This window comes from Paenibacillus sp. GCM10027626, assembly GCF_042676285.1.
Classification (GTDB): Bacteria; Bacillota; Bacilli; order Paenibacillales; family Paenibacillaceae; genus Paenibacillus_Z.
This window is the reverse complement of sequence record NZ_JBHTHC010000008.1, coordinates 60,137-82,488: the sequence shown is the minus strand read 5'-3', so window position 1 is coordinate 82,488 and position 22,352 is coordinate 60,137. Positions and strand designations below refer to the sequence as shown.

Below are 22,352 nucleotides of genomic sequence, written 5' to 3'. Positions count from 1 at the left end.
ATTCGGCCTTTTGACTTTAAGCGTCCGTTACTGCACCGGTCGAGGCAGAGGAGACGAGCCGGGAATATTTGCGCAGCACGCCGGCCGTTGCTTTGAGCGGCGGTGCGCTCCAGCTTCTGCGCCGCGTTTCAAGCTGTTCCGGCGAAACGTGAAACGTAATTTGCTGCGTATCGCTGTCAATGGTAATGCGGTCGCCTTCCTGCAGAAGGGCGATGGGACCGCCATCCTGCGCTTCAGGTGCGACATGGCCAATAACGAAGCCGTGAGAGCCTCCGGAAAAACGGCCATCGGTAATTAATGCGACTTCGCCGCCGAGCCCTTTGCCTGTAATCATCGCTGTGACGGACAGCATCTCGGGCATACCCGGGCCGCCCTTAGGGCCGACATAACGAATGACAACAACATCGCCCTTGTGAATTTGATTTCCCGTGATGGCCGCAGTCGCTTCTTCCTCACTGTCAAAAACGCGGGCAGGACCGGAAAACTGATGCACGCTTAGTCCGGACATTTTGGCTACAGCGCCGTCGGGTGCCAAATTCCCTTTGAGGACGACGAGCGGTCCTGTTTCCTTAAGCGGCTTCTCCAGCGGCATAATGACCTGCTGTCCTTCCTGCAATGGCGGGCAGGACAGCAAATTTTCAGCAAGCGTTTTGCCGGTTACAGTGAGGCAATCGCCATGCAGCAATCCATGCTCAAGCAGCAGCTTCATAACGCCGGGCACACCGCCGGCATCGTTCAAATCCTGCATCACATATTTCCCGCTCGGCTTCAAATCGGCGATGTGAGGAACGCGCATCCGAATACGTTCAAAATCGTCCAGTGTAAGCTTGACCTGCACGGAATGGGCAATTGCGATCAAATGCAGCAGGGCATTGGTCGATCCGCCAAGCGCCATGACGACGGTTATTGCATTTTCGAACGCCTTCAAGGTCATGATGTCGCGCGGATACAGCTCTTTTCGCAAAAGCTCGACGACAGCCTGTCCGGCAGCGGCGCACTCCCCAGCTTTCTCCGGCGAAATCGCCGGGATGGAGGAGGAGCCCGGCAGCGTCATGCCCAGCGCTTCTGCAGCAGCAGCCATCGTATTGGCCGTATACATGCCGCCGCATGCGCCGGCGCCCGGGCAAGCATGGCATTCCACGCGGTGCAGCTGTTTTTCGTCGATGATGCCCTCATGATATTGCCCAACGGCTTCGAAGGCAGAGACGATGTTCAAATCCTGGCCATCCAGCTTGCCGGGTTGAATCGTGCCGCCATATACGTACACCGCAGGAATATTCAGCCTGCCGATCGCCATTAGACAGGCCGGTGTATTTTTGTCGCAGCCGCCGATAGCGACAAGGCCGTCGAAGCGTTCGGCATTAGCTACCGTCTCGATCGAATCGGCGATGATTTCGCGGCTGGGCAGCGAGTAGCTCATCCCTTCATGTCCCATGGCAATGCCATCGGATACGGTGATCGTGTTGAAAATGAGCGGTGCCCCGCCATGCTGCTCCGCGCCTCGCTTGACTTGAACGGCTAATTGATCAATATGCATATTGCAAGGCGTTACCTCGCTCCATGTGCTGGCTACGCCAATCATCGGTTTTTTAAAATCCTCATCCTTAAAGCCGACCGCTCTGAGCATGGCGCGGTTAGGGACGCGATTGACACCTTCACTGATAACTTTACTGCGAATACGAAGATCTTTGGAAGAAGACATCGTGCAAAGCTCCTTTCATGTCGTTGACAGTAGTAGTTTGAATTATTAATATGTAATATATCGCATACATATATTTAAAACAAGTAGAAATTTATAAAGTGGTGACGAATCGAATTTTATCAAAAGAAGTTATTGATAATGGTTATCGTTATCATTTAAAATAAGAAAAGGAGGGGATGGAAATGCAAGCAGCGGATATTATGAACAGGCAGGTCGTTAGAGTGAAAGAAGATGAGCCGTTAAGTGCTGTGTTGAGCAAGCTGCTCGAACATCAAATGAATGTCATTCCCGTCGTGAATGAAAGGAACGAGATCCGCGGTATGATTGGCGTTGCCGATATTTTACGCTGGGTGGGCAAGCATCATACCATATGCGATTTTATATATTTTTCGGGTGTATGGATGGATCAGGAGGCGCTGCATTTTAAAGTCGACCGATTATTTGCTTGCCAAGCAAGCGATCTGATTAATCCAAAGGTCATCATTGTACAGATGGATGACGAATTGGAGGAAGTGGTCACTTTGCTGGGAAGAACACAATCCAATATTGTGCTGGTTGAGAATGACGGGGTTCTTCAGGGCTCTATCGAGGCAAAGGAGCTTATTCGTTTTATTTTAAACGATGTTGATAATCGTTATCATTAATGTTGTCGCAATAATGTTTACTGGTAAACATTATTCACAGGAGAGGAGTTTGTTCATCTTATGAAACAAGCGGAGGCTACAAGACGGCATATTTACAGCCTTTATTGGAAAATTTCACATTTGCGGGAGCAATATGAGAGCAGGGAAATTACAACCTTTCTGCAGCGTGCGGATGAAGCCGGAATTGAGAACTGCCCCCGCAATATAACGAGCATTCACGTCATCGATTGCATTGGCAACAATGAGCCGATCAACAATACAGCAATCGCGGAGAAGATGGAGCTGTCCAAAGCGAGTATTACAAAAATTAGTACCAAGCTTTTGGAGGACGGCTTTATTAAGCGGATTCGTTTGAACAACAACCGCAAAGAGATTTATTACCGTTTAAGCTTAAAAGGGCAGAAGCTGTTTATTTTGCATGAAAAGCTGCACAAGCAGGAGGAGGAGCGCTTTTATCGTTTTTTGGAGCGATATACTGAGGATGAAGTTTTATTTATTCAACGCTATTATGAGGATATGGCTGAAGAATGGGAGCGAAAGCTGACAGCAGAGGTAGGTTTTGAAGTGTAACTAAAATGGGTTCAGCTGTGGATACGTAACTGCGTATGGACAAGCTGGGCCAATTTTTTTGTGAAAAAGGGGTTGGTATATTGTGGTTATATGTATATAATGTGGGTAATCATCCATAGGAGGTCCATTTGTGAAACGAAATGTTTTGATTTCGCTGACAGTTTTGTTGGCAGTAACGGCCAGCATCGGAATTATACTTTTGATCAATAATCCGCAGCGGGAGCTTGAAAAGCAAGCGCAGCGTCCTGGTCAGGAGGACAGGCTTGCGGGCAATGTGACGCTTCATGGGTTAACTGCAAGCAGGGAAGAGCGCTACACGCTTGATACTGCCTATAAACCGCTGCATCAGTTTGCCGTTTACTATGGGGAGTTGCAATATAGCGGCATACCTGACTATTCGGTCTACGATTTTATGATCGTATTTGATCGCAATCCGGATAGTGTCGCGAAGGCGCGGGCGCAAGGCACGAAAATTTTTCAATATATTTATTTTGGCAGCCGTTTTGCAGATACCGATCAATTTATGGCGGAGACGAAAGAGCAAGTAAAGCAGTTCAAGGAGCAGGGATTGGCGGACGGTGTCTTTCTCGATGAATGCGATATCGCCTATTGGGATCCGTCATACTCGCAGGATGAAGCCAAGCAGCAGCGTTTCTATACGAGATTGCAGGAATTGACCGATTATATTCGCTCGCTAGGTATGGAGAGTGTCATTAATGGTACAAGAGCGTTCGCCGGGCTGGGCGATTATTATCTGTGGGAAAGTTTTCAGAGCTATTGGGGAACGAAACAAATCAGCTGGGATGCGTCGACGCCTGCCGCCAGGCAGGAAAGCGAGGATGGCGCAGTTACATATGGTAGAAGATTTGACGATTGGACCTTTGAAGGGACGGCGGTCAATGCTGGCGACCATATCGAAGGCGGAAGCAAGGGAGCGATCGAGAAGATCATTGAGTTGGATGAAATCGTCAGTCCGGCAGATATGCGGGGTCAGTATGATTGGGTATATACAGAATGGTTTGGTGAAGGCGGAAATGACGAAACGGTCAGCATTCACGCTTGGATTGGAGATTCATTGCCATTTATTGAGGCGGATTGGAGTGAACTGTCCTGGAAACAGCTGCCGAAGCTGTGGAAGGGGGAGCCGGAGAGCTGGGACGGGATCGGACAGAAATCAAAATATTTGAAGCTGAGATTTGAGTTCGACGGAGCACTCAAGCTGCGGATTGATCGCATCCTGTTATCCTTCGACTACGTGTATCCTTACTGGGACATGAAGCGGTCAAACGGCGCTGCGGATGACAATCCATATATGTGGAACAACAATAATAGCCAGCTCCAATATCTCCTTGCGAAGAAAAATACGGCTGCTGATCGCCCAGTCAACATTCTTGCCCATAGTTATGGGGAGAAAACAGACCTGGAAAAAATGAGATACACTTATTTTAGCTCGCTTATCCATGATTTCTATGCTTGGAACTATGCCCAGCCGATGATGCAGGAAGTGACTCATTATGAGATTTTGGAAGAGCCGCTGGGGATGCTGCTAAAAAAAGAGCAGAATGGCAATGAGACTACCGGCTATTTTACCGGAGCAACTGCCAAAATTAATGATCGCTCCCATACCGCTTCGCTCATTAGAGATGAACCAGCCTACTACTATAGCAGGCCGGTTACGATCGACGGAGATATGTCCGATTGGGCGGATGCAGATCAATTATACGCCAATTCGGAAGGTGCATATGGAGCTTATCAGCAATATTGGGGGCTGACGTCCGGCTCGTTTGCAAGCGGTACCGCCGACAATCTCAAGCTTGTTGCACATGATGATCAAGAGTGGATCGAGCTGGAGCAGGATGGAACTGGCACTTGGGTAGGGCCGGTTGTTGGAGCAGATCAATATCACTATAGCAACCGCATGGATGAGACGGTCTGGAATAGTAGCGGTGACGGGAAAGCAGAATACTATATCAAATATCAGCATGATGACGGCAGCTGGTCCGAGTGGTCTGCAGCTCCTTCTGGATCAGGCGGACAGCAATTTAAAGCTTTTCAAGTCAAGCTTGTCTTGAGCGGCAAAGCATCAGCGGCAGACGGAGCCGGCAACTTGCAGCAGGGAGTTGCTTTTTGGGGCTCATCACATCTATGGAGGCTGCAGCTTAGCGATGATGTTAACACTCAAGGAATTTGGGTGACAGACGACAGTAAGTATTTATATATTAGATATAAAGTGGCTGGGCAGCTGGATTACAGCGACTACGAAAATATAGTTTCCAATAACTTCTACAATGTTTATATCGATTCGGATACCAGCAATGCGAGCGGCTATAAAGGTTCTTGGTGGAATACAAGCTTTGGGGCGAAATATCGGCTGCTGAATAATGGACTTTACCGCTGGAACGAGTCTGCAGCAGATGACAAGGATGAGGCAGGATGGGAATGGGTAGGCACTTCAAAGGTCAGCTATAAAAAAGCGCCAACAGGTGATGAGATTGAATTCAAAATAAGGAAAAGTACACTTGGAGGGTTAAAGTCAAAGGACATCCGGCTTTACATGTTTAATGAAGAAACAGCGTCCCATTATGGAACGTTAATTGCGCCTGTCAAGCTTGATGCCGAGAGTCAGCTGGCGGAAGCTTTCACTTACTCGCAGAAGGTCTATCAGCCGAAAATTCCGCATGGTTATTTGTTATCCGATCAAATAGAAGTGGAGCAGGGAACTACTTCTGTGGTATTGCAGTGGAATGAAATTAAACCAAAGCAGACAGATGTGAAGGCGTGGTTACGAACACGATCGATGGGCGCAGAATCATGGAACGATTGGGCCGAAGTGTCGTCTGAACAGGCAATTACAGGTGATTTTGACCATGTGCAATATGCCATTGGCCTCTACACGAAGAACGGGCAGGCAAGCCCGGAAGTGAGCGATATTAAGCTGGCCTTGCACTAGCACAGCGCAATCTGCTAGTCTGAAGAAAAAAACGCTGCTGGTTAGCCAGGCAGAGGCCTTGAGGTATGCGGACATAGGATCCGTAATTTGTGGATTTTGCAGGTTTTCGCGGCGATTTGCGGCCAATAACGGGTCTACGAAGGCTGTCGATTTTCTGTGGACAACGATTTTTTGTCGCGGGAGCGGCCAACTTTGAGTCATGCGGACATACGATCCGTTATTTTGCCGAAAACGTGTCCATTCGGAGCTCTCGCGGACATAGGATCCGTTATTCGTTGATTTTACCGGGTTAATGGGGCGATTTGAGGCTAATAACGGAACCACGGTCCGCGGACCAGCCGTTGGGCGCATTTGTTCACAGATAACGGATCTACGGTCCGCTCATGCCCGGTCCGCTCGGGGCTGCTTGGCCCGCGCTTGCCGAAACCAAGCGCCATAGCGAGCGGCAGCCGAAACGGCACTTCCGTCTTCCGGCTAAGTGCTATTCCGCAGCTTGCCGGTGCTCGGCGGAGACGAGCTCGGACGCGGCGGCATTGGCGAGCACCTGGGCTTCGTCCTTGCAGCCCGGGATGACGCAGGTTACTGCCTCGTGCCGCAAGCACCAGGCAAGCGCCCATTGCGCCATATCGACTCCGGCCGGCACTTCCTGCCGCTGAATCTCCTCCACTTGACGCAGCCGCGCGGCTGCCGCCTCCTGATCGTGGCTTTTGCGCACATCGTTTTCGCCGAATACGGCGCCTGGTTTGTATTTGCCGCTCAAATAGCCGCTGGCCAGCGGAACGCGAGCCAGTACGCCGAGATTTTGCCGCAGGCAGGAGGGAAAGACGCCTTCCTCGGGTTGGCGGTCGAGCCGGTTGTAGACGACCTGGATCGTTTCGGCGCCTACCTGCGAAGCCGTATCCGTTTGGTGCTGATTATTTTTTATCCCGACAGACAGGCCGAGATGACGGATTTTGCCCGCTTGCACTTGCTTGTCCAGCATCGTCCACAATTCGTCATTATTGAAAACTTCATCTGTGCCGGAATGGAACTGGTACAGGTCGATATAGTCGGTCTGCAATGCTTGCAGCGAGCTTTCCAACTGCTTGAGCACCTCTTGCGCCGACCAGTGCTGGGTTCGGTTCAGGTGGCTGTGGAATTTATGGCCGAATTTGGTGGCGACAATCCAATCCTGCCGATTTGCCGTTTTCAAGTAACCGCCGATCAGCGATTCGGATAAATGATCGCCGTAGCATTCGGCGGTATCAATCAGATTAATGCCCGCTGATTTGGCTGTATCCAGTATGCTGTTTACTTCCGCTTGACTGTATGATTTGCCCCACTCTCCGCCGAATTGCCAGGTGCCGACGCCGATAACAGAAACGTTCATGCCTGTACTGCCTAGTGTGCGATATTTCATTATGTAATCCCTCCTTTTCACGTAGCATAATTGATTTATCCGTTTTGAGCAAGTTTCTTGATAGGGCGAGTGTCATGATGGGGGAGTGCTGAATAGTCTGTTATCAACGAAGTGAATGGAGGCTAAAATATGTTCAATAGTTGTATGTGTACATGTCACCGCTTTGCACAGCCAAGCTACTATTATGGTTATCCATATCCACAGCCGTACAATGGTATCTACCCGCTGGAAAGTCAGCCGATCAATAATAGTCCCGGCTTTCATTTTGGCGGTCAGCTTTTCGGCAATTATGGACCAGGTTATCATTTAGGGGGTCATCTTGGCGGCGGTAATGGCCTGGGCTTCCAGACAGGCGGTCAGGTAGGAGGCGCCTATGGGCCCGGATTTCATGCAGGAGGGCACATAGGTGGAGGCAACGGAATAGGCTTTCATACTGGCGGACAATTCGGTGGCGATTATGGAGCAGGCGTTCATGCCGGCGGACAAATCGGCGGCGAACATGGCATCGGTGCCCATGTTGGCGGGCAGGTAGGCGGAAAGTATGGGGCAGGTTTGCAGACAGGCGCTTACGCTGGAGCCAACGGCGCCGGCCTTGACCTTGGCGGCAACCTGGCCGGATTCGGCGGCAAAGTTGGCATTCACATTGGCGGAACGCAAGACGCATGAGAGGAACAGCTCAATAAATAATAAGTTTCGTCACTTATAACCAAACATTCGTTCCATTTGTAGTTGGGCGTATGTTTGGTTATCTTTGATGTGGACTATCTTTTTGCGATTTTGTCATAATAGTGCAGCAAAAGTCAAAAAAAGTAATTTTGATACCTGGACAATCATTCTCCATATGGGTGAGCGTAGTTGTTTTCCAAATAAAGTGAACGGAATGACGGGATCGCTTTATTTTGCCATTGCCATCAGATTGATATAATGGTAGATATTGAGAGACGATAGGGGGAATTTGATGTTAAAGACGCTTGGAAAAGTGAAGATTACAGCCGGTATTAGTGTAATGGCGCTGATGCTTGCAGCTTGTTCCCAAAGTCCTGCGCCGGCTGAAGGCAACAACGGAACGGCTGTAAAACAGAATGACGGGCAAATCGAGCTTACTTTCGTCAACTGGGGCACTGTTGAAGCCGCAACCAAAGCCGGTTACGAGGCAATGATTAAGGGCTTTGAGGACAAGCATCCGAATATTAAAATCAAGAGCATCGGGGTGCCGTTTAATCAAATGCTTGACCAGTTGCTTGTCATGAATGCGGGAGGGTCGCCGCCGGATGTATCGGTGCTGCACGGGACATGGACAAGCACGATGTATGAAGCCGGGGCGCTGGAGCCGCTGGATAATTTGCTGTCTGAAGACATCAAGAAGGACTTCTATCAAAATATTATTCAGAACGTCACCTATGACGGCAAGCTTGTAGCAGCGCCATGGACGCCGGCTCCCAGTGTCATTTATTACAATAAAGAATTGCTGAAAAAGGCCGGCATCAGCAAGCCGCCTGCTACGCTTGCCGAGCTGCGTGAGCAAGCGGCGGCAATTGCCAAGCAAGGCAAGGATGAGAGCGGCAATACGATTTATGGCATGGGCATCCAGAGTAAGCGGTTATTCAATGCCGGCTTTTATTATTTGCCGTATATTTGGGAGCAGGGCGGCGACTTGACGGATGCGGACGGCAATGTCACTTTGGATACGCCAGAAGTTGTGAAGGCGCTGACCGAGACGAGGAAGCTGTTCGACAACGAGGTGACTCCTGCCGGACTGGAAATTAAAGATTTGCGCAGTCTGTTTTCGCAAGGCAGACTTGGCTTCCATATCGATATCGATGCGTACGGCATCCTGCTCGATTTGAGTCCGAAAAAGGAAAAGTTCGCCGAAGATTTTGGGATGGTACGCATTCCGGAAGCCTTCTTCCTGGAGTACGCACTAGGCGTTTCGCCAAAATCGGAACATAAGGAAGCGGCGGCACAATTTGTTGAATACTTGAGCAGCTCTGAAGGGATGGCGATCTATAATGCCAATGGCGGCAACCGCTCGCCTGCGCGCGATTCAGTAGCGGAAATCGAGTTTTATAAAAAACCGGAAAATGCGCATATGCAATTTTACATCGACGCCATTCAGCAAGCGCGGCCATTGCCGGTGCGCCACCCTGGATTTGTGAAAGCGATGGAGGAAGTGGCCGAGGCGGTGCAGCGCGTAGGCATTAACAAAGAAGATCCGGCAAATGTCGTGAAAGACCTGCAGAAGAAAGTAGCAAAAATATACGGCAAATGAGTGATTGACGGTGAAAATGCAGTACACGGCTTCCACTTCACAGCCGCCCGAACGCAGGCGGCTCAGAAAAACGCAGAAGGATGCGATTTTCGTAGCCTTTTGCCTGCTCCCTGCATTTCTTTGTCTGGCGATTGTCGTGTTTTTCCCGATTGCAAAGGCGGCATGGATAAGTTTATTCGATTATAAGTTTACCAATGTAAATCCACCCGTCTGGAACAATTTTGAAAACTATATCGATTTGTTTGCAAGCGGCGATTGGCTTGTGTTTTTGAAAAATACATTTATTTATATTTTTTTTACGGTAACCATTCAGTTTATGCTGGCCATTATAGTGGCGCTTCTGCTGAACAGCAACATAAAGGGGCGCAATGCGATGCGCTCCCTGCTTTTTATGCCATGGACGATCCCGTCGGTCGTTACCGCTTTGCTTTGGGTATGGCTGCTGCAGCCGCAATATGGCGTGCTGAACTATATTTTTTATCATCTGGGTCTGATCAGCAACGAGAACCAGCTGTGGGTCCAGGACCCGCAGCTTGCGATGGCGTCTGTTATTATTGCTGCGCTGTGGCGGCAGACGCCGTATATGATGGTCATGCTGCTTGCCGGCTTGCAGGCGGTCCCTAGCGATCTGCTTGAAGCAGGGAAAATGGATGGCGCGAATCGCTTTCAGCTTTTCCGCCATATTCTGCTTCCATCGATTCGTCCGGTAATTGACTCAGCTATTCTAGTGTCGGTCATCACGAATTCTCAAATGTTCGCCATTATTTACAATATGACGGCCGGTGGGCCGATGAACAGGACGACGACCTTTTCGATTGCAGCTTATCAAAAGTCATTCACAGCATTCGATTTCGGCGGCGGAGCGGCGATTGGCGTCGTGTGGCTGCTTATACTCGGAACAGTCACCTGGATGTACAAGCGATACGCAGAGCGAAATGTGGCGGATCAATAGAGGAGGAGAGGGATGGATAAGTCGGTCAGGCAGCGCATGGAGCGTTTGCTCTTGTACCTTCTCATTGCTGTTATTATTGCAATCTTTATGTTTCCGATCTATTGGATGGTCGTTTCTTCTTTTCGGGACAATGCAGCATTAATGAGCTACCCGCCCAGCTTTTTGCCTTTGGACGGTACATGGGATAATTACTTGAAGCTGTTCGGTGAAACGAAGCATTTGATTTACTTTAGAAACAGTGTGATCGTAGCTGGCGGGACAGTAGCAATCGCGCTGTTCATTTCGATTTTTGCCGGATATGCCTTTTCGCGCTATCGCTTTCGGTTTAAGAGCACCTTAATGACAGCGATTATCTCCGTGCAAATATTCCCGGTTACGGTCATTATGATATCATTGTTTACTTTTTACCGTGATTTAGGTCTGCTCAACACGTTTGCCGGCCTTATTCTTGCAGACATTGTGTATTCACTGCCGTTTACGATCTGGTTTATTAAATCTTTTTTCGATACTGTGCCTGTTACACTTGACGAATCGGCCCAAATTGACGGCTGCGGAAGATTGCGGACGATGTTCGAGATTGTCGTGCCGCTTATTAAGCCGGGGATGGCGGCGATCGGAATTTATGCCTTTTTAACTTCCTGGGATGACTTTATGTTCGGCCTGCTCATTATGAGGAGCGAGGAAATGAAGACGCTGCCGGTCGGTATCGCCCAAAGCTTTATGGGGGAGTATGTACATGATTATGCAGGGATGATGACATTGTCGGTGCTGGCCTCTATGCCAGTAGTGCTTGTCTTTATGTTTATGCAAAAGTATATGATAGCCGGACTTACTTCCGGTGCTGTTAAAGGGTAATTCGGGCGCGCTCATCATCCAATTAGCGAAGGAGGAAGGGGCTAATATGCGAAATGAAGAGTTGGACTTTATGATCCATGACAGGTCTGTGCAGCAGCAGCTAGCTGCCGGTTACCGTCGTTACTTGCTGGAAGATGTCATGCCGTTCTGGGAATTGCGGACAAAGGATCCCAGGTTTGTCGGCTTTTTGACAGATTTTGACCGGGAGGGGCAGTTGACGTCTACGGACAAAAACATGTGGCTGCACGGCAGGCAGGTATGGATGTTCTCCGCGCTGTACAATTATGTGGAGAAGAGGGCCGAGTGGCTGAATCTTGCGATATGGGGGAGGGAATTTATAAAACGGTACGGCGATGCCGGCGGTGGAAAATGGCATTACATTTTAACGCGTCAAGGTGAAGTTATTCAAGGACCGGTATCGATTTTTGCCGATATGTTTGTATTGCTCGGCTTAAGCGAGTTTGCGATCGCGGCAAATACGACGGAGGATTTTGCGAACATTATTGAAACCTTCGGGCATATCGAGCGGAAGGTGCTCGCCGGAGAATTGAAGAATGTTGCGCCGATGAGCTGGAATCCGAAGCTGAAAAAGCATGGTATCTATATGATCTGCCTCAATATGATTGCTGCCGTCCGCAAGGTGCTAGGCGAGGAAAGGGTCGCTCCGTTAAGGGATCATTGCCTGGATGCGATTATGGAGACGTTTGTGAAGAAAGATTCGCTGCTCTTGTATGAGGCGGTTGATCTTGCGGGCAATGTGGAAGACTCGGCTGAAGGAATGCTGATTAATCCAGGTCATACCTTTGAGTCGATGTGGTTTTGTATGGAGGAAGGCATTCGCGCAGGCAAGCCTGCTATTGTACAATTGGCTGCCCAGGTCGTGTGCAAAATGCTGGAACGGAGCTGGGATGAGCAATACGGCGGCATTTACTATATGCTTGATGCGCGCGGCGGCAAACCTTCGTTCCAGGATTGGGTGCCCGGCAGGGAGCTGCAAAGTAATGAGAAGGTATGGTGGACGCATGCAGAAGCGCTGTATGCAGTGCTGCTCGCCTCCACCGCGACCGGCAATGAGCGATTGGGAGCAAAATTTGTCCAGTTAAGTGACTGGTGCTGGAACAGGTTCCATGATAAGGTATATGGCGAATGGTATTATGTTCTGCATCGGGAGGGCCTGCCGCGGCTGACCAATAAAGGCGGGTTTCAAAAAGCAGGCTTCCATTTGCCGAGAGCGCTGCTGAAAATCCATTTATTGCTGAAGCATGGCATTGCGAAGGATCAGCCATGGTTCCAAACTTTATAACAGCTGAAAAAGCTCTGTCTGCTGATTGCGGACAGGGCTTCTTCTCACTCAATTTCTGGAAACGGGATTTCCAAAAATTTGTTGATTTTCCGGTCGAGATTCGATAAAATTACTTTATTTATAGATGGGGGGCCGTACATGGGAGAACAAAAGCGATTGCGGTGGAATGAAAGTATACGTGCCAAACTGTTTTACTCCTTTGTAATCGTTGTGTTCGTACCATCGATCATTATCGGGCTAAGCGCGTATTTTTTGTCGCTTGGCATACTAAAGGATAAGGTGAGCAATTCTTTTTCGCAGACCGTCAGGTATATTAGCAGCAGTGTGGAGAAGGAGCTGAATCATGTCAAGCAGTTTAGCGAGTATTTATTTGTAAATAAGGATATAAAGAAGGTGCTGATTACTGATTATAGCAAGCAAGGGAAATATAAACAGCTGAAGGATTGGGAGGCGGTCGATCAGGTACTGCAGGGCTATTCGGTATCGAATATGTTCCGGAGCGTCATTGCTTTAAAGTTATTTTCAAATGAGCGTGAAGTATACAGCTATGCGGTCGATGAGAATACGTTGTCTCTTAACGATACGCAAATGATGGAGCTGCCTGTCTATCGTAAAGCGATAGCTTATGATGGCAAACCGCTGTGGGCCTCGCTAAAGGATTCGCACAGCGTAGAGACGGGAAGAACCTATGGAAGCACGCTTTCTGTCTATCGCGCAATTAAGGATGCGGACTATAGCGCGCAGATTGGTATGCTTTATATTGAATACGACCGCAAGTTTTTTACGTATTTGCTAGATAAGCTGGATGATACGTATAAGAGTGAGCTTTTTATTATTAACAATTATGGGGAAATCGTCAACAAGCCAGAGCAGCAGGCTGATTATGACCGGGTAAAGCCGCTGCTTGCCTCTTTTGATTCCAGCAGTGGCGCCAGTCCCTATATCGAAGATTCGGAAGGGAAAAATCTCATTTTGAAATATAAGCTGGCTGACTGGGATTGGAGCGTCGTTGGTTTAATTCCGCTTAACGAGCTGACCCGGGACAATCATAATATTATTACGATCACGGTCGAGGCTGTGATCATTGGGATCTTGCTCGCCTGTATCGTCTGGTATATCATTTCCGGCCGGCTGGTGCGTCCCATTAGAGGGCTGATGCAGACAATGGCTGTCGTCCAGGAAGGGAGGCTGGATGTAAAGGCAGGCTATGTCGGCAATGATGAGATCGGCCGGTTGGGTAAATCGTTCAATTATATGCTGGAACGCATCAATGCCTTGTTCGCTGCGGTCATTGCCGAGCATTCTAAAAAGAAAGATGCGGAATATCGAGCGCTGCAGGCGCAAATCCATCCTCATTTTTTGTTCAATACGTTAAATACAGTGAGATGGATGGCGATTATTCATAAGGCGGACAATATTAAGCAGGTTGTGGATGCTCTGGCCCGCTTGCTGCGGTATAGCACAGGCAGGAAGGAGTCGCCAGTAACGGTCCAGGATGAATTAAAGAGCATTGAGGATTACGTTTATATACAGAAGCTGGCATATGGCCACAAGTTTGAAGTGAACTGGCAGATTGACGAGCAAATGAGGGACTGTTCTTGCATCCAGTTTTTGCTGCAGCCGTTGGTGGAGAATGCGATTTTTCATGGAATCGAGCCTAAGGAAGGGCTGGGTACGATTACGATTGAAGTCCGGAGCGAACAGCACTATTGTCTATTATCTGTAATTGACGACGGCATTGGCATGAGTCAGGAGCAACTCGGGCAGCTGCTGCTGCCTAAAGATGGAAGCGGCAGAGGATTTGGCGGAATGGGTATTTACAATGTGAATGAACGAATCAAACATGCGTACGGCGAAGAGTACGGATTAACAGCTGAGAGTATTGAAGGCATCTACACAGTCGTAACCGCGCGGCTGCCGCTTGAAAAGGGCAGCATTAATGAATGATGGGAGCTGATCCAGGCATGCATCGGGTGATGATAGTAGATGACGAGATGCTGGCCCGAGTAGGAATGAAAGTGCTGATTCCTTGGGAAGAGAACGGCTTTCACCTCGTTGGCGAGTTCGATAATGGGCGGAAAGCACTCGAAGCGGCGAAAGAGCTTAAGCCGGACATTATTATTACAGATGTCAAAATGCCTGTGCTGGGCGGTATTGACTTGATGCGGGAGTTGCGGGCAAGCGGCCAGGATATCAAATTTATTATTATGAGCTCATATGATGATTTTCATTATGTAAAAGAAGCGATGAAGCTGGGTGCGGAGGATTACCTGCTGAAAATGGAGGTAGAGCCGGACAAGCTGCTGCAGATGTTGAACAGCATTGCCGCGAAGCTAAGAGAGGAACGGGAAGAACGGGAGCGGCACCGTCAATTGGAGCATAATTGGCAAGCGAATTTATCCTCGTTCAAACGCCGCTTTATCCAGTCTGTCCTGCTCGGGCATTTGCCCGATCCGGGCGAGCTGGAGAGGGAATGCCGGCTGTTTCAGCTGCCGTTTGAAGGCCAGGTGCTGGCTTGTCTCGCTTTTCACAGAGGGACAGGCGAAGAGGCAGAGCAGGAGAGTGAGGAAGAGGGAGAGCTTGACGGGGGATTGAGAGAGCAGTCGGTCATCAATATGGTTGAGGATGCTATTCAGCATATTGGCCGGGGGGCGGCATGCAGCATGCGGACCGGGCTGTTTGCCGCCATTTTGTCACTGGATAATGGGGCGCCTGAGCAAATGCTGCCGCGGCTTGCTGCGAACATTCGGGAACTGCTCAAAAATGTGTTGAACGTGCAAATTACAATTGGCATTAGCGGGGTTTTTAATCGTTATGCAGAAGCAGGCGCCGCCTATCGGCAAGCTTTGCGCAAGCTGGATCAGACAGCCCAGAAAGAGATGATTTCGCAGCAGGAGGAGCCGCGGCGGATCGTCATGACCGGCTTGCCGCTCGAAAAGGAACTCTCTCAATTGGAGGATATGCTTCGCTCCTGTCAGCTTGAGCGTGCGGATATGCTGCTTGCGCAGTTTACGGCCGGTATTGAGCAGATGGACGAGCTGCCGCTGCAAAGCATGATCGGCATTGGGCATGTTCTTATTTTTATTATGAATGCGTTCGGCAACGGCAATCGTTTTATGGGAGACGATATTTGGGAAGGCTTCGGCGATCCATACCAGCAGGTAAGCGAGATTGAGTCCAAGTCGTCCTTTATTACGTGGATCGATGGGTTGCGCAAGCATCTACTGCTCTTGGTGGAGCTGCGCAAGGACGACAAGCTGGTCATTTTAAAGGCAAAAAAGTATATGAGGGCGCATTTTCTGGAAGATATTTCGCTGAAATCCGTCGCGGATCATTTGGCGCTTTCCCCGAGCTACTTTAGCCGTATGTTCAGCCAGGAGACGGAGCAAACGTTTATCGATTACTTGATCGAGCTGCGGATTGATTACGCCAAGGAGCTGCTGCACACAACGAACGCCAAGGTATACCAAATATCCCAGATGGCCGGATACGACAATCCGCATTATTTTAGCCGTCTGTTCAAAAAGGTAACCGGGCTTTCGCCTGGCGAATACCGGGATTTTTTGGCGAACAAGGAGCAGATGAAGCTGGTTCAAAGGGACGGCCGTTAAGATTGCGAAAAGCTAGCATGTGAAAAAATAGAGCGGGAGCGCCATAAGCTGTATGAAAAGAAGCTAAGAAATACAGCCATCCCTGCATGCGGCTAATCCGGCATGACAGAAATAGCTGATATAGAAAGGATTAAGGATGAAGAAGTTTATAATTATCGGGGCCGGCATTTTAGGAGCGTCAACGGCTTATCAGTTGGCGAGGCTGGGGGCAGATGTCCTTATTATAGATCGTAAACATACAGGGCAGGCTACGGATGCCGCTGCAGGCATTATTTGCCCTTGGGTATCACAGCGGCGCAATCAAGCCTGGTATCGGCTGGCTAAAGCGGGGGCGCGTTTTTATCCCGGCTTGATCGAGGAGCTCACCAAAGAGGGGGAGACGGAGACAGGCTATGCCAGAGTAGGCGCACTCAGTATTCATCACGACCTTGGGAAGCTCAGCAAAATGGAGGAGCGAGCTTTGCAGCGCAGGGAGGATGCTCCGGAAATAGGAGAAATTAATCGGCTTAATGAGAGCGCGACGAGAGCGCTCTTCCCACTCTTGGGGGAGGGATATCATTCCGTTCAAATTAGCGGCGCTGCCCGGGTAGACGGCCGTGCTCTGCGCGATGCGCTGCTTCGCTCCGCTCAAAGAAATGGAGCATCCCTTATTAGCGGCGAAGCCTCCATTCAGTTTCACACCAACCGCGTAACCGGGGTAATTGTGAATGGAAACAGCTACTCAGCCGACAAAACTGTTGTTTGCGCGGGAGCTTGGGCAGGTGAACTGCTGCGGCCTTTAGGCATTCGCTTTAATGTTCGTTTTCAAAAAGCGCAAATTATGCATTTACATGTCGACGATCGGTCGGACACCGGTGCATGGCCTGTAATTATGCCTCCTTCCGATCAATATTTGCTCGCATTCGATAATCAAAGGATCGTTATAGGAGCAACTCATGAGGATGAAATCACAGGCTATGATACGAGGATAACTCCAGGCGGCATGCAGGAAATTCTCAATAAGGGCCTGGCCTTGGCGCCGGGATTGGCAGATAGCACCTTTCACGAGGTAAGAGTTGGCTTCCGTCCCTTTACCCCCGGTTTTCTTCCGGTGATCGGCGCTTTCCCCGGCTGGGAAGGCCTTATTACGGCCAATGGCCTCGGGGCTTCCGGCTTAACGATGGGACCTTATATCGGGTATCAGCTTGCCAAGCTGGCAATCGGCATGGAGCCCGATATCGATATGCATGACTATGGTCTGGGTGCAGCTGTAGAACAAGGAGAGAGTTAAAGTATAGTGCTTCCATCTAATTGAACATTTATCGTGATTATGACAAAATTATGATAAACGCATGAGAGGGTGAGAACATGCCACATATAAGACCAGTGTCTGATTTAAGGAACAACTTTGCTGACATTTCCAAAGTGGTGCATGAAACCGCCGAACCCGTATTCCTGACGAAGAACGGATATGGCGATATGGTTGTGATGAGCATTGAAGCGTATGAAAAGATGCAGTTGGATGTTATGATTTATGAGAAACTGAAACAAGCAGCTGTTGAAGCCCAAACAACTGATGTTCGGTATGATTTTGATGAAGTGGCATCTGAAATGAGGAACAAACTCCTTGAAAAGCTATAAAATTAAGCTGCCTCCCACAGCTCGAATTGATTTGGGCGGTATGATTGATTGCCTGTCCGAATATAGTCCAGAAACAGCCCTGAAGCAGTATGATTGATAAGTACCTGGTCTTTTACATTGTGAAGGAATGGGTTGTGGAAATCCACAGAATTTTGTATGCTAAGATGGACATAACCAAGCAGCTTAAATAAACGATTTTGCTAATAAAAATAGCATGAGTATAGGTGAAATCAGGCGTACTAAAAGCGTACAATATTTTTAGAAGCCTGATTTTTTTGCTGATTTCAGTGACATAGAATGATTGCCCTGGGAAATGAAGCCATTCTGCAGGAAGCAGCGGAATTGAAAGATTCGATCCGAAGCGGGCTTACTGAGTTGTCGGGTTATCACCAATAAATGACGATCTAGTAAGGGAGGCGATCCGAGGATAACCAAGAATAACCTCCCCAAATGATCGTGCAAAACAGTAAATAACCAAAGAAACTGTATTCGTGCATCCACTGATCGGAATGGGCAAACATCCCTAATCGCTCTGCTAATTTTTCCAAAATCGGCATCAACAAGCTAACCAACAGGATAAGGCCTGCCCTCCACCATTTATTCACTTGTGAAAGGCAGTACAGAACAACCATCGTCAATATCGGCAATCCGATTAAAGTGAAGACGATATGAATCGAAAAGATGTCCGGAAGCAGCCTGTGAGGAAAATGATATAGCCCTTTACCGACAAAATATAGATCCGAATACGTGCCAAGCAATGATGCCAGCACTGCACATACGAAACTATCTTTGTTCAAAAAAGTCAATCGTTTTTTTGGCAAGTGCGGCAACCTCGAGCCGCTCCAATGTTTTACAGTATTCATTCTTAATCTCTCCGTCTATCATTTCTAGGTCATCCTCTAAATAACCCACCACGGTTACATCATGAAACCAATCCCCCGGTTCTGCTTCCGGCTGGCTGACATTTTTCCAAGCATACTCAAGTTTTGGGCTGTAAATTCTCCTTGCTCCTTTGCGAAGCCGGCACGATTTTAACCTTAATGGATAAGTAATTCCCGGTATACTTTCTTTTACATCATTGAATAAATGCGGCCAGTAATCTTTCCTTGATCCGGTATGCGGATGACATTTCGCCCAATCCAGGGCCTGTCTATGAAAATCCGTATTTTTAAATAAAACGGCATACAGCCTTTTTCCAAGTAAAATTCGCTCATGGAGAGACTGGAATTGATGAAGAGTCTGCCCCTTTAGATGGTTACCTTCCGAAGGAAAAACAATTTGATTAAATGAGAGCCAGTTCTGAAGGTGAAATTCGATTTTGTTGAATACTTCTTTTTGATAATGGGGATTTTGAACGACCCTTTGTTCCAGGTAGCTTTGTTCATTGCCTTGAGATCGGTCATATTCCATCCGCCGTTCCGTGATACCATATGGCCTAAAAATGCCCAGTGGATTTCAGGATGCCGAAGATAAAACTCGAGATAGGCTTTTGTTCGGGTCACATTATTTAGGTTGTGCTCTTGGGTCATCCGTCTAATTCTATTCAAAAGCTCTTGCTCTGAAAAAGTTAGCTCTTTCGAGACAACAGGGGAGTGTTTCATTTTTTTCTTTAATTCCTTGCAAATCGTTTCAAGTGGTGTTATTTGGCGTTTTCTTGTAAAAAAGATATCTACCCCCTCCCTTGTGAATTCTCTATAGCGGAGCCGAATATGTATAGCCTAAAGATGCTTTTACCGGGAGGAAGGGTGCCGGAACGATGGATACTGTGAAAGGGATAGAGTGGATCATAAAACCCTTCGAAAAGACCGATCTCCCGATGGATCTTGGGCTTAAACGTTTGACACGGGTATTGTAACCGATGTCTATATGATTATTTTATTAAGGGCTTTAGAAATTGATGACGAGGAATTAATCAAAAGGCTTCGCCAAACGATTTTAAGTAAATAGCAGTAGAATGGAGTGTGGAAGCGGATACGACAGCGTCGACTATCATGTTCCATCCGAACGGCAGCGAGACTCTGCTGTATGAAGCGGCCGTCAATGTAGCGGTATGTGTGTCCAGATAACTCATAGTTATTGACAGATGACACAAAAAGGAATACGCTATATACGAAAATTGGTATTACCATATTACCTATAAAGGGGTAAAACAATGAATGTTATGGATTCATTTCGCTTGGAAGGAAAGGTAGCCATCGTCACAGGAGGTTCAGGGCTGTATGGTACGCATATTTCTACTGCTTTGGCTGAAACGGGAGCGCTTGTCGTCATTGCTTCACGCAGCCTGGACAATTGCGAGCGGCAGGCGGAAACGCTCCGTTCGAGAGGGCTGAGCGCAGTAGCAAGACAGCTTGACTTGGCTGATGAGCACAGCATTCAACATTTCACGGCACAAATTGTAAATGAGTTTCAGCAAATTGATATTTTGATCAACAATTCGGTATCGCGTATAGGGCTTGCCGATATTGAGCAGACGACTGCAGAAGGGTGGCTTGCCGCTGAGCAGGTGAACGGGCTCGGCCTGATGCTGCTGACGAAAGCGGTCGTCAGTACGATGCGTGAACGGCAGACGGGCAACATCATTAATATTTCATCGATCCAAGGTATTTTGGGGCCGCATTTTCCGGTTTATGGGGATAGCGGGATGACGAGCGGCATCGAGTACACGTATGCGAAGTGGGGGATGGTCGGCATAACGAAATGGCTGGCGAACTACTACGGTAAATACAACATACGCGTTAATTGCATTTCTCCGGGGGGCTACAATCCGGAAAATACGGAGCAGGAGATTAAAGCAGGCGGGTTTCTGCAGCGTTACTTGGAGCGGACGCCGCTGGGCAGAATGGCCGATGAGACCGATATTCAAGGGGCGATCGTCTATTTGGCCTCGGCAGCATCCAAGTATGTGACTGGACATAACCTGGTGCTGGACGGCGGCTGGAGCAGCTGGTAATCTGCGGTCGGACTTCATTGCGCATTTGGCTGCCATATGATAACCTGAATTGGTCATACCATAAGAGTGATGGAGGACGATGAAACTGTTTGTTCAAGATGAATACCAGATGTTAAGCCGCATGGCTTGCGATAAAATTAAAAGCTATATTGCCGAGCATCAATTGAAAGCCGGGGATCGGCTCCCGACCGAGCGGGATTTGGCTGAGCAGTTGGAAGTGAGCCGGCCTGTCATTCGTGAAGCGCTCGGCACGCTTGAGGGGCTAGGACTTATTGTCAAGCGCCAGGGTAAGGGGATCTTTGTGCAGGATCCGAATTTTACCGCATTGTTTCATGAGATGATGGGGGTATGGCAGCAGGATGAGCAAAGCTTCGAGCAGGTGCTGCAATTTCGCGTATTGCTGGAGCAGGCTGCGGTAGCGCCGATTATTGAGCATGCGAAGGCGGAGGACTATGAGCGATTAACGGCGCTCATCGATCGGTCTGAACAGGCAGGGACGACGGCAAGCGAGTTTATCCGGCTCGATTATTTGTTTCATCAGGAGCTGCTGCGGCTCACTGGCAACCCCTTATTTGTCCAATTAACGGATGAAGTGAATCGCTATTTCCACTGGGTGGAGACAAGCAATTTGCAAGAGGGCGTCATGCCAGGCGTGCAAGAGACGATTCGTCAGCATCGGCTAATTGTGCAATCACTGCAATCGCAAGACAAGGAGCTCGCGGCGGAATGGATCAAACAACACTTGACGAGGGAGGGCTGATGATGAAGCCGCTGAAGCGAATGAGCCTGAAGGATGTCGTCATTCAGAAGCTGCAGCAGTATATGACGGAACATCAGCTGCAGCCGGGGGACCGGTTCCTGAATGAGAAGGAAATGATCCAATTGACTGGCGTGAGTCGTACTGTCGTACGGGAAGCGATCAAGGCGCTGGAGGCAGTCGGCGTGCTGCATGTAAAGCCCGGGGATGGCATTTTTGTAAGTGAGGCTTCGGTGGAGCATCTGGTTAACCAGTTTTCGCTGCGTTGGCTGCGGGACCCGTCGCGGATGGAGGAGCTGCTGGAAACGCGCACAATGCTGGAGCTGGCAGCGCTGGAGATAATTATAGGGAATGCTGATTCGGCAAAGCTGGCGGCGGGTATTCAGCAACTGGAAGCCAATATGGCGCAGATGCGTGCAGCCATAGAACGAAAGCAATCCATTATCGGGCTGGACGTTGAATTCCACCGTTTACTGTTCAAGCTGACGGGCAACCAGACCTTTTATGAGCTGAGTGAGGTGATCGTGCAGTTTTTTGACGAGGTGCGCAAAAGCAGACTATCCGCTCCGGAAGGCTACGGCGGCACTGTGAATGACCATGCTGAGATCGTTCGCTGCTTGCAGGAGCGGCAGCTGGACAAGGCGAAGGAAGCGATGATCCGCCATATAAGTCCCTTGCAGAAAATTATTGAACAAGGAAAGTATTGAGCGGGGAAGGTTATGTGGCCTTCCAGCCATTATATTGGTAATACCATAATATATTAATGA

General features: G+C 48.8%; 19 protein-coding genes and 1 pseudogene. 15 read left to right on the top strand and 5 right to left on the bottom strand.

What is annotated here, in order from left to right:
* Positions 1-16 precede the first annotated feature (16 nt).
* Positions 17-1,702 (bottom strand): dihydroxy-acid dehydratase, encoded by a 1,686-nt coding sequence (gene ilvD / locus ACFQ0N_RS16790; RefSeq protein ID WP_379328129.1) that lies wholly within the window; start codon positions 1,700-1,702, stop codon positions 17-19.
* 182 nt (positions 1,703-1,884) lie between these two features.
* Here ilvD and ACFQ0N_RS16785 point away from each other — a divergent pair, with 182 nt between their 5' ends.
* The 3 genes from ACFQ0N_RS16785 (at position 1,885) to ACFQ0N_RS16775 (ending at position 5,866) form a co-directional block, all read left to right on the top strand.
* A complete protein-coding gene (locus ACFQ0N_RS16785) occupies positions 1,885-2,346 on the top strand; it encodes a CBS domain-containing protein (RefSeq protein ID WP_379328127.1) in 462 nt (153 codons plus the stop codon).
* 60 nt (positions 2,347-2,406) lie between these two features.
* On the top strand, positions 2,407-2,916 hold the full coding sequence (locus ACFQ0N_RS16780) for a MarR family transcriptional regulator (protein ID WP_379328125.1): 510 nt from the start codon (positions 2,407-2,409) through the stop codon (positions 2,914-2,916).
* Between the two features lie 130 nt (positions 2,917-3,046).
* Positions 3,047-5,866: a hypothetical protein gene (locus ACFQ0N_RS16775; protein WP_379328123.1), complete on the top strand. Its 2,820-nt coding sequence runs from the start codon at positions 3,047-3,049 to the stop codon at positions 5,864-5,866.
* A 308-nt stretch (positions 5,867-6,174) separates the two neighbouring features.
* Here ACFQ0N_RS16775 and ACFQ0N_RS16770 read toward each other — a convergent pair whose 3' ends face one another.
* Positions 6,175-6,327 (bottom strand): hypothetical protein, encoded by a 153-nt coding sequence (locus ACFQ0N_RS16770; RefSeq protein ID WP_379328121.1) that lies wholly within the window; start codon positions 6,325-6,327, stop codon positions 6,175-6,177.
* A gap of 20 nt (positions 6,328-6,347) precedes the next feature.
* Positions 6,348-7,265 carry an aldo/keto reductase gene (locus tag ACFQ0N_RS16765; protein WP_379328119.1) on the bottom strand — a complete coding sequence of 306 codons (918 nt, stop codon included), beginning with the start codon at positions 7,263-7,265 and terminating at the stop codon, positions 6,348-6,350.
* A gap of 129 nt (positions 7,266-7,394) precedes the next feature.
* Here ACFQ0N_RS16765 and ACFQ0N_RS16760 point away from each other — a divergent pair, with 129 nt between their 5' ends.
* The 9 genes from ACFQ0N_RS16760 (at position 7,395) to ACFQ0N_RS16720 (ending at position 17,875) form a co-directional block, all read left to right on the top strand.
* On the top strand, positions 7,395-7,931 hold the full coding sequence (locus ACFQ0N_RS16760; protein WP_379328117.1) for a hypothetical protein: 537 nt from the start codon (positions 7,395-7,397) through the stop codon (positions 7,929-7,931).
* A 292-nt stretch (positions 7,932-8,223) separates the two neighbouring features.
* On the top strand, positions 8,224-9,534 hold the full coding sequence (locus ACFQ0N_RS16755; RefSeq protein WP_379328115.1) for an ABC transporter substrate-binding protein: 1,311 nt from the start codon (positions 8,224-8,226) through the stop codon (positions 9,532-9,534).
* A 16-nt stretch (positions 9,535-9,550) separates the two neighbouring features.
* A complete protein-coding gene (locus ACFQ0N_RS16750) occupies positions 9,551-10,486 on the top strand; it encodes a carbohydrate ABC transporter permease (RefSeq protein ID WP_379328621.1) in 936 nt (311 codons plus the stop codon).
* Positions 10,487-10,498: 12 nt separating this feature from the next.
* The gene (locus tag ACFQ0N_RS16745) at positions 10,499-11,341 is read left to right on the top strand and encodes a carbohydrate ABC transporter permease (RefSeq protein WP_379328113.1); all 843 of its coding nucleotides are present in this window, start codon (positions 10,499-10,501) and stop codon (positions 11,339-11,341) included.
* A gap of 46 nt (positions 11,342-11,387) precedes the next feature.
* The gene (locus tag ACFQ0N_RS16740; RefSeq protein WP_379328111.1) at positions 11,388-12,644 is read left to right on the top strand and encodes an AGE family epimerase/isomerase; all 1,257 of its coding nucleotides are present in this window, start codon (positions 11,388-11,390) and stop codon (positions 12,642-12,644) included.
* Between the two features lie 138 nt (positions 12,645-12,782).
* Positions 12,783-14,591 carry a cache domain-containing sensor histidine kinase gene (locus tag ACFQ0N_RS16735; protein ID WP_379328109.1) on the top strand — a complete coding sequence of 603 codons (1,809 nt, stop codon included), beginning with the start codon at positions 12,783-12,785 and terminating at the stop codon, positions 14,589-14,591.
* Between the two features lie 17 nt (positions 14,592-14,608).
* On the top strand, positions 14,609-16,255 hold the full coding sequence (locus ACFQ0N_RS16730; protein ID WP_379328107.1) for a response regulator: 1,647 nt from the start codon (positions 14,609-14,611) through the stop codon (positions 16,253-16,255).
* Between the two features lie 136 nt (positions 16,256-16,391).
* A complete protein-coding gene (locus ACFQ0N_RS16725; RefSeq protein WP_379328105.1) occupies positions 16,392-17,525 on the top strand; it encodes an NAD(P)/FAD-dependent oxidoreductase in 1,134 nt (377 codons plus the stop codon).
* Positions 17,526-17,602: 77 nt separating this feature from the next.
* Entirely contained in the window at positions 17,603-17,875 is a 273-nt protein-coding gene (locus ACFQ0N_RS16720) for a type II toxin-antitoxin system Phd/YefM family antitoxin (protein ID WP_379328103.1), read from the top strand.
* A 404-nt stretch (positions 17,876-18,279) separates the two neighbouring features.
* Here the strand turns inward: ACFQ0N_RS16720 and ACFQ0N_RS16715 are convergent, their stop codons facing one another.
* Positions 18,280-18,672, bottom strand: coding sequence for a CBO0543 family protein (locus ACFQ0N_RS16715; RefSeq protein ID WP_379328101.1), 393 nt, complete (start codon positions 18,670-18,672; stop codon positions 18,280-18,282).
* Positions 18,659-19,476: pseudogene (locus ACFQ0N_RS16710) on the bottom strand (DUF2515 family protein). The gene ACFQ0N_RS16715 and the pseudogene ACFQ0N_RS16710 overlap by 14 nt, the downstream one beginning before the upstream one ends.
* A 551-nt stretch (positions 19,477-20,027) precedes the next feature.
* Between ACFQ0N_RS16710 and ACFQ0N_RS16705 the strand changes: the two are divergent.
* The 3 genes from ACFQ0N_RS16705 (at position 20,028) to ACFQ0N_RS16695 (ending at position 22,292) form a co-directional block, all read left to right on the top strand.
* A complete protein-coding gene (locus ACFQ0N_RS16705; protein ID WP_379328099.1) occupies positions 20,028-20,828 on the top strand; it encodes an SDR family NAD(P)-dependent oxidoreductase in 801 nt (266 codons plus the stop codon).
* 79 nt (positions 20,829-20,907) lie between these two features.
* Entirely contained in the window at positions 20,908-21,588 is a 681-nt protein-coding gene (locus ACFQ0N_RS16700; protein ID WP_379328097.1) for a FadR/GntR family transcriptional regulator, read from the top strand.
* Positions 21,555-22,292, top strand: coding sequence for a FadR/GntR family transcriptional regulator (locus ACFQ0N_RS16695; RefSeq protein WP_379328095.1), 738 nt, complete (start codon positions 21,555-21,557; stop codon positions 22,290-22,292). The genes ACFQ0N_RS16700 and ACFQ0N_RS16695 overlap by 34 nt, the downstream gene beginning before the upstream one ends.
* The last annotated feature ends 60 nt before the right edge of the window (positions 22,293-22,352 follow it).

Bases quoted from the DNA above. Each gene is read 5' to 3' on its own strand.
- ilvD (WP_379328129.1), bottom strand. From the start codon at position 1,702: ATGTCTTCTTCCAAAGATCTTCGTATTCGCAGTAAAGTTATCAGTGAA.
- ACFQ0N_RS16785 (WP_379328127.1), top strand. From the start codon at position 1,885: ATGCAAGCAGCGGATATTATGAACAGGCAGGTCGTTAGAGTGAAAGAA.
- ACFQ0N_RS16780 (WP_379328125.1), top strand. From the start codon at position 2,407: ATGAAACAAGCGGAGGCTACAAGACGGCATATTTACAGCCTTTATTGG.
- ACFQ0N_RS16765 (WP_379328119.1), bottom strand. From the start codon at position 7,265: ATGAAATATCGCACACTAGGCAGTACAGGCATGAACGTTTCTGTTATC.
- ACFQ0N_RS16760 (WP_379328117.1), top strand. From the start codon at position 7,395: ATGTTCAATAGTTGTATGTGTACATGTCACCGCTTTGCACAGCCAAGC.
- ACFQ0N_RS16755 (WP_379328115.1), top strand. From the start codon at position 8,224: ATGTTAAAGACGCTTGGAAAAGTGAAGATTACAGCCGGTATTAGTGTA.
- ACFQ0N_RS16750 (WP_379328621.1), top strand. From the start codon at position 9,551: ATGCAGTACACGGCTTCCACTTCACAGCCGCCCGAACGCAGGCGGCTC.
- ACFQ0N_RS16745 (WP_379328113.1), top strand. From the start codon at position 10,499: ATGGATAAGTCGGTCAGGCAGCGCATGGAGCGTTTGCTCTTGTACCTT.
- ACFQ0N_RS16740 (WP_379328111.1), top strand. From the start codon at position 11,388: ATGCGAAATGAAGAGTTGGACTTTATGATCCATGACAGGTCTGTGCAG.
- ACFQ0N_RS16735 (WP_379328109.1), top strand. From the start codon at position 12,783: ATGGGAGAACAAAAGCGATTGCGGTGGAATGAAAGTATACGTGCCAAA.
- ACFQ0N_RS16730 (WP_379328107.1), top strand. From the start codon at position 14,609: ATGCATCGGGTGATGATAGTAGATGACGAGATGCTGGCCCGAGTAGGA.
- ACFQ0N_RS16725 (WP_379328105.1), top strand. From the start codon at position 16,392: ATGAAGAAGTTTATAATTATCGGGGCCGGCATTTTAGGAGCGTCAACG.
- ACFQ0N_RS16720 (WP_379328103.1), top strand. From the start codon at position 17,603: ATGCCACATATAAGACCAGTGTCTGATTTAAGGAACAACTTTGCTGAC.
- ACFQ0N_RS16705 (WP_379328099.1), top strand. From the start codon at position 20,028: ATGAATGTTATGGATTCATTTCGCTTGGAAGGAAAGGTAGCCATCGTC.
- ACFQ0N_RS16700 (WP_379328097.1), top strand. From the start codon at position 20,908: ATGAAACTGTTTGTTCAAGATGAATACCAGATGTTAAGCCGCATGGCT.
- ACFQ0N_RS16695 (WP_379328095.1), top strand. From the start codon at position 21,555: ATGGATCAAACAACACTTGACGAGGGAGGGCTGATGATGAAGCCGCTG.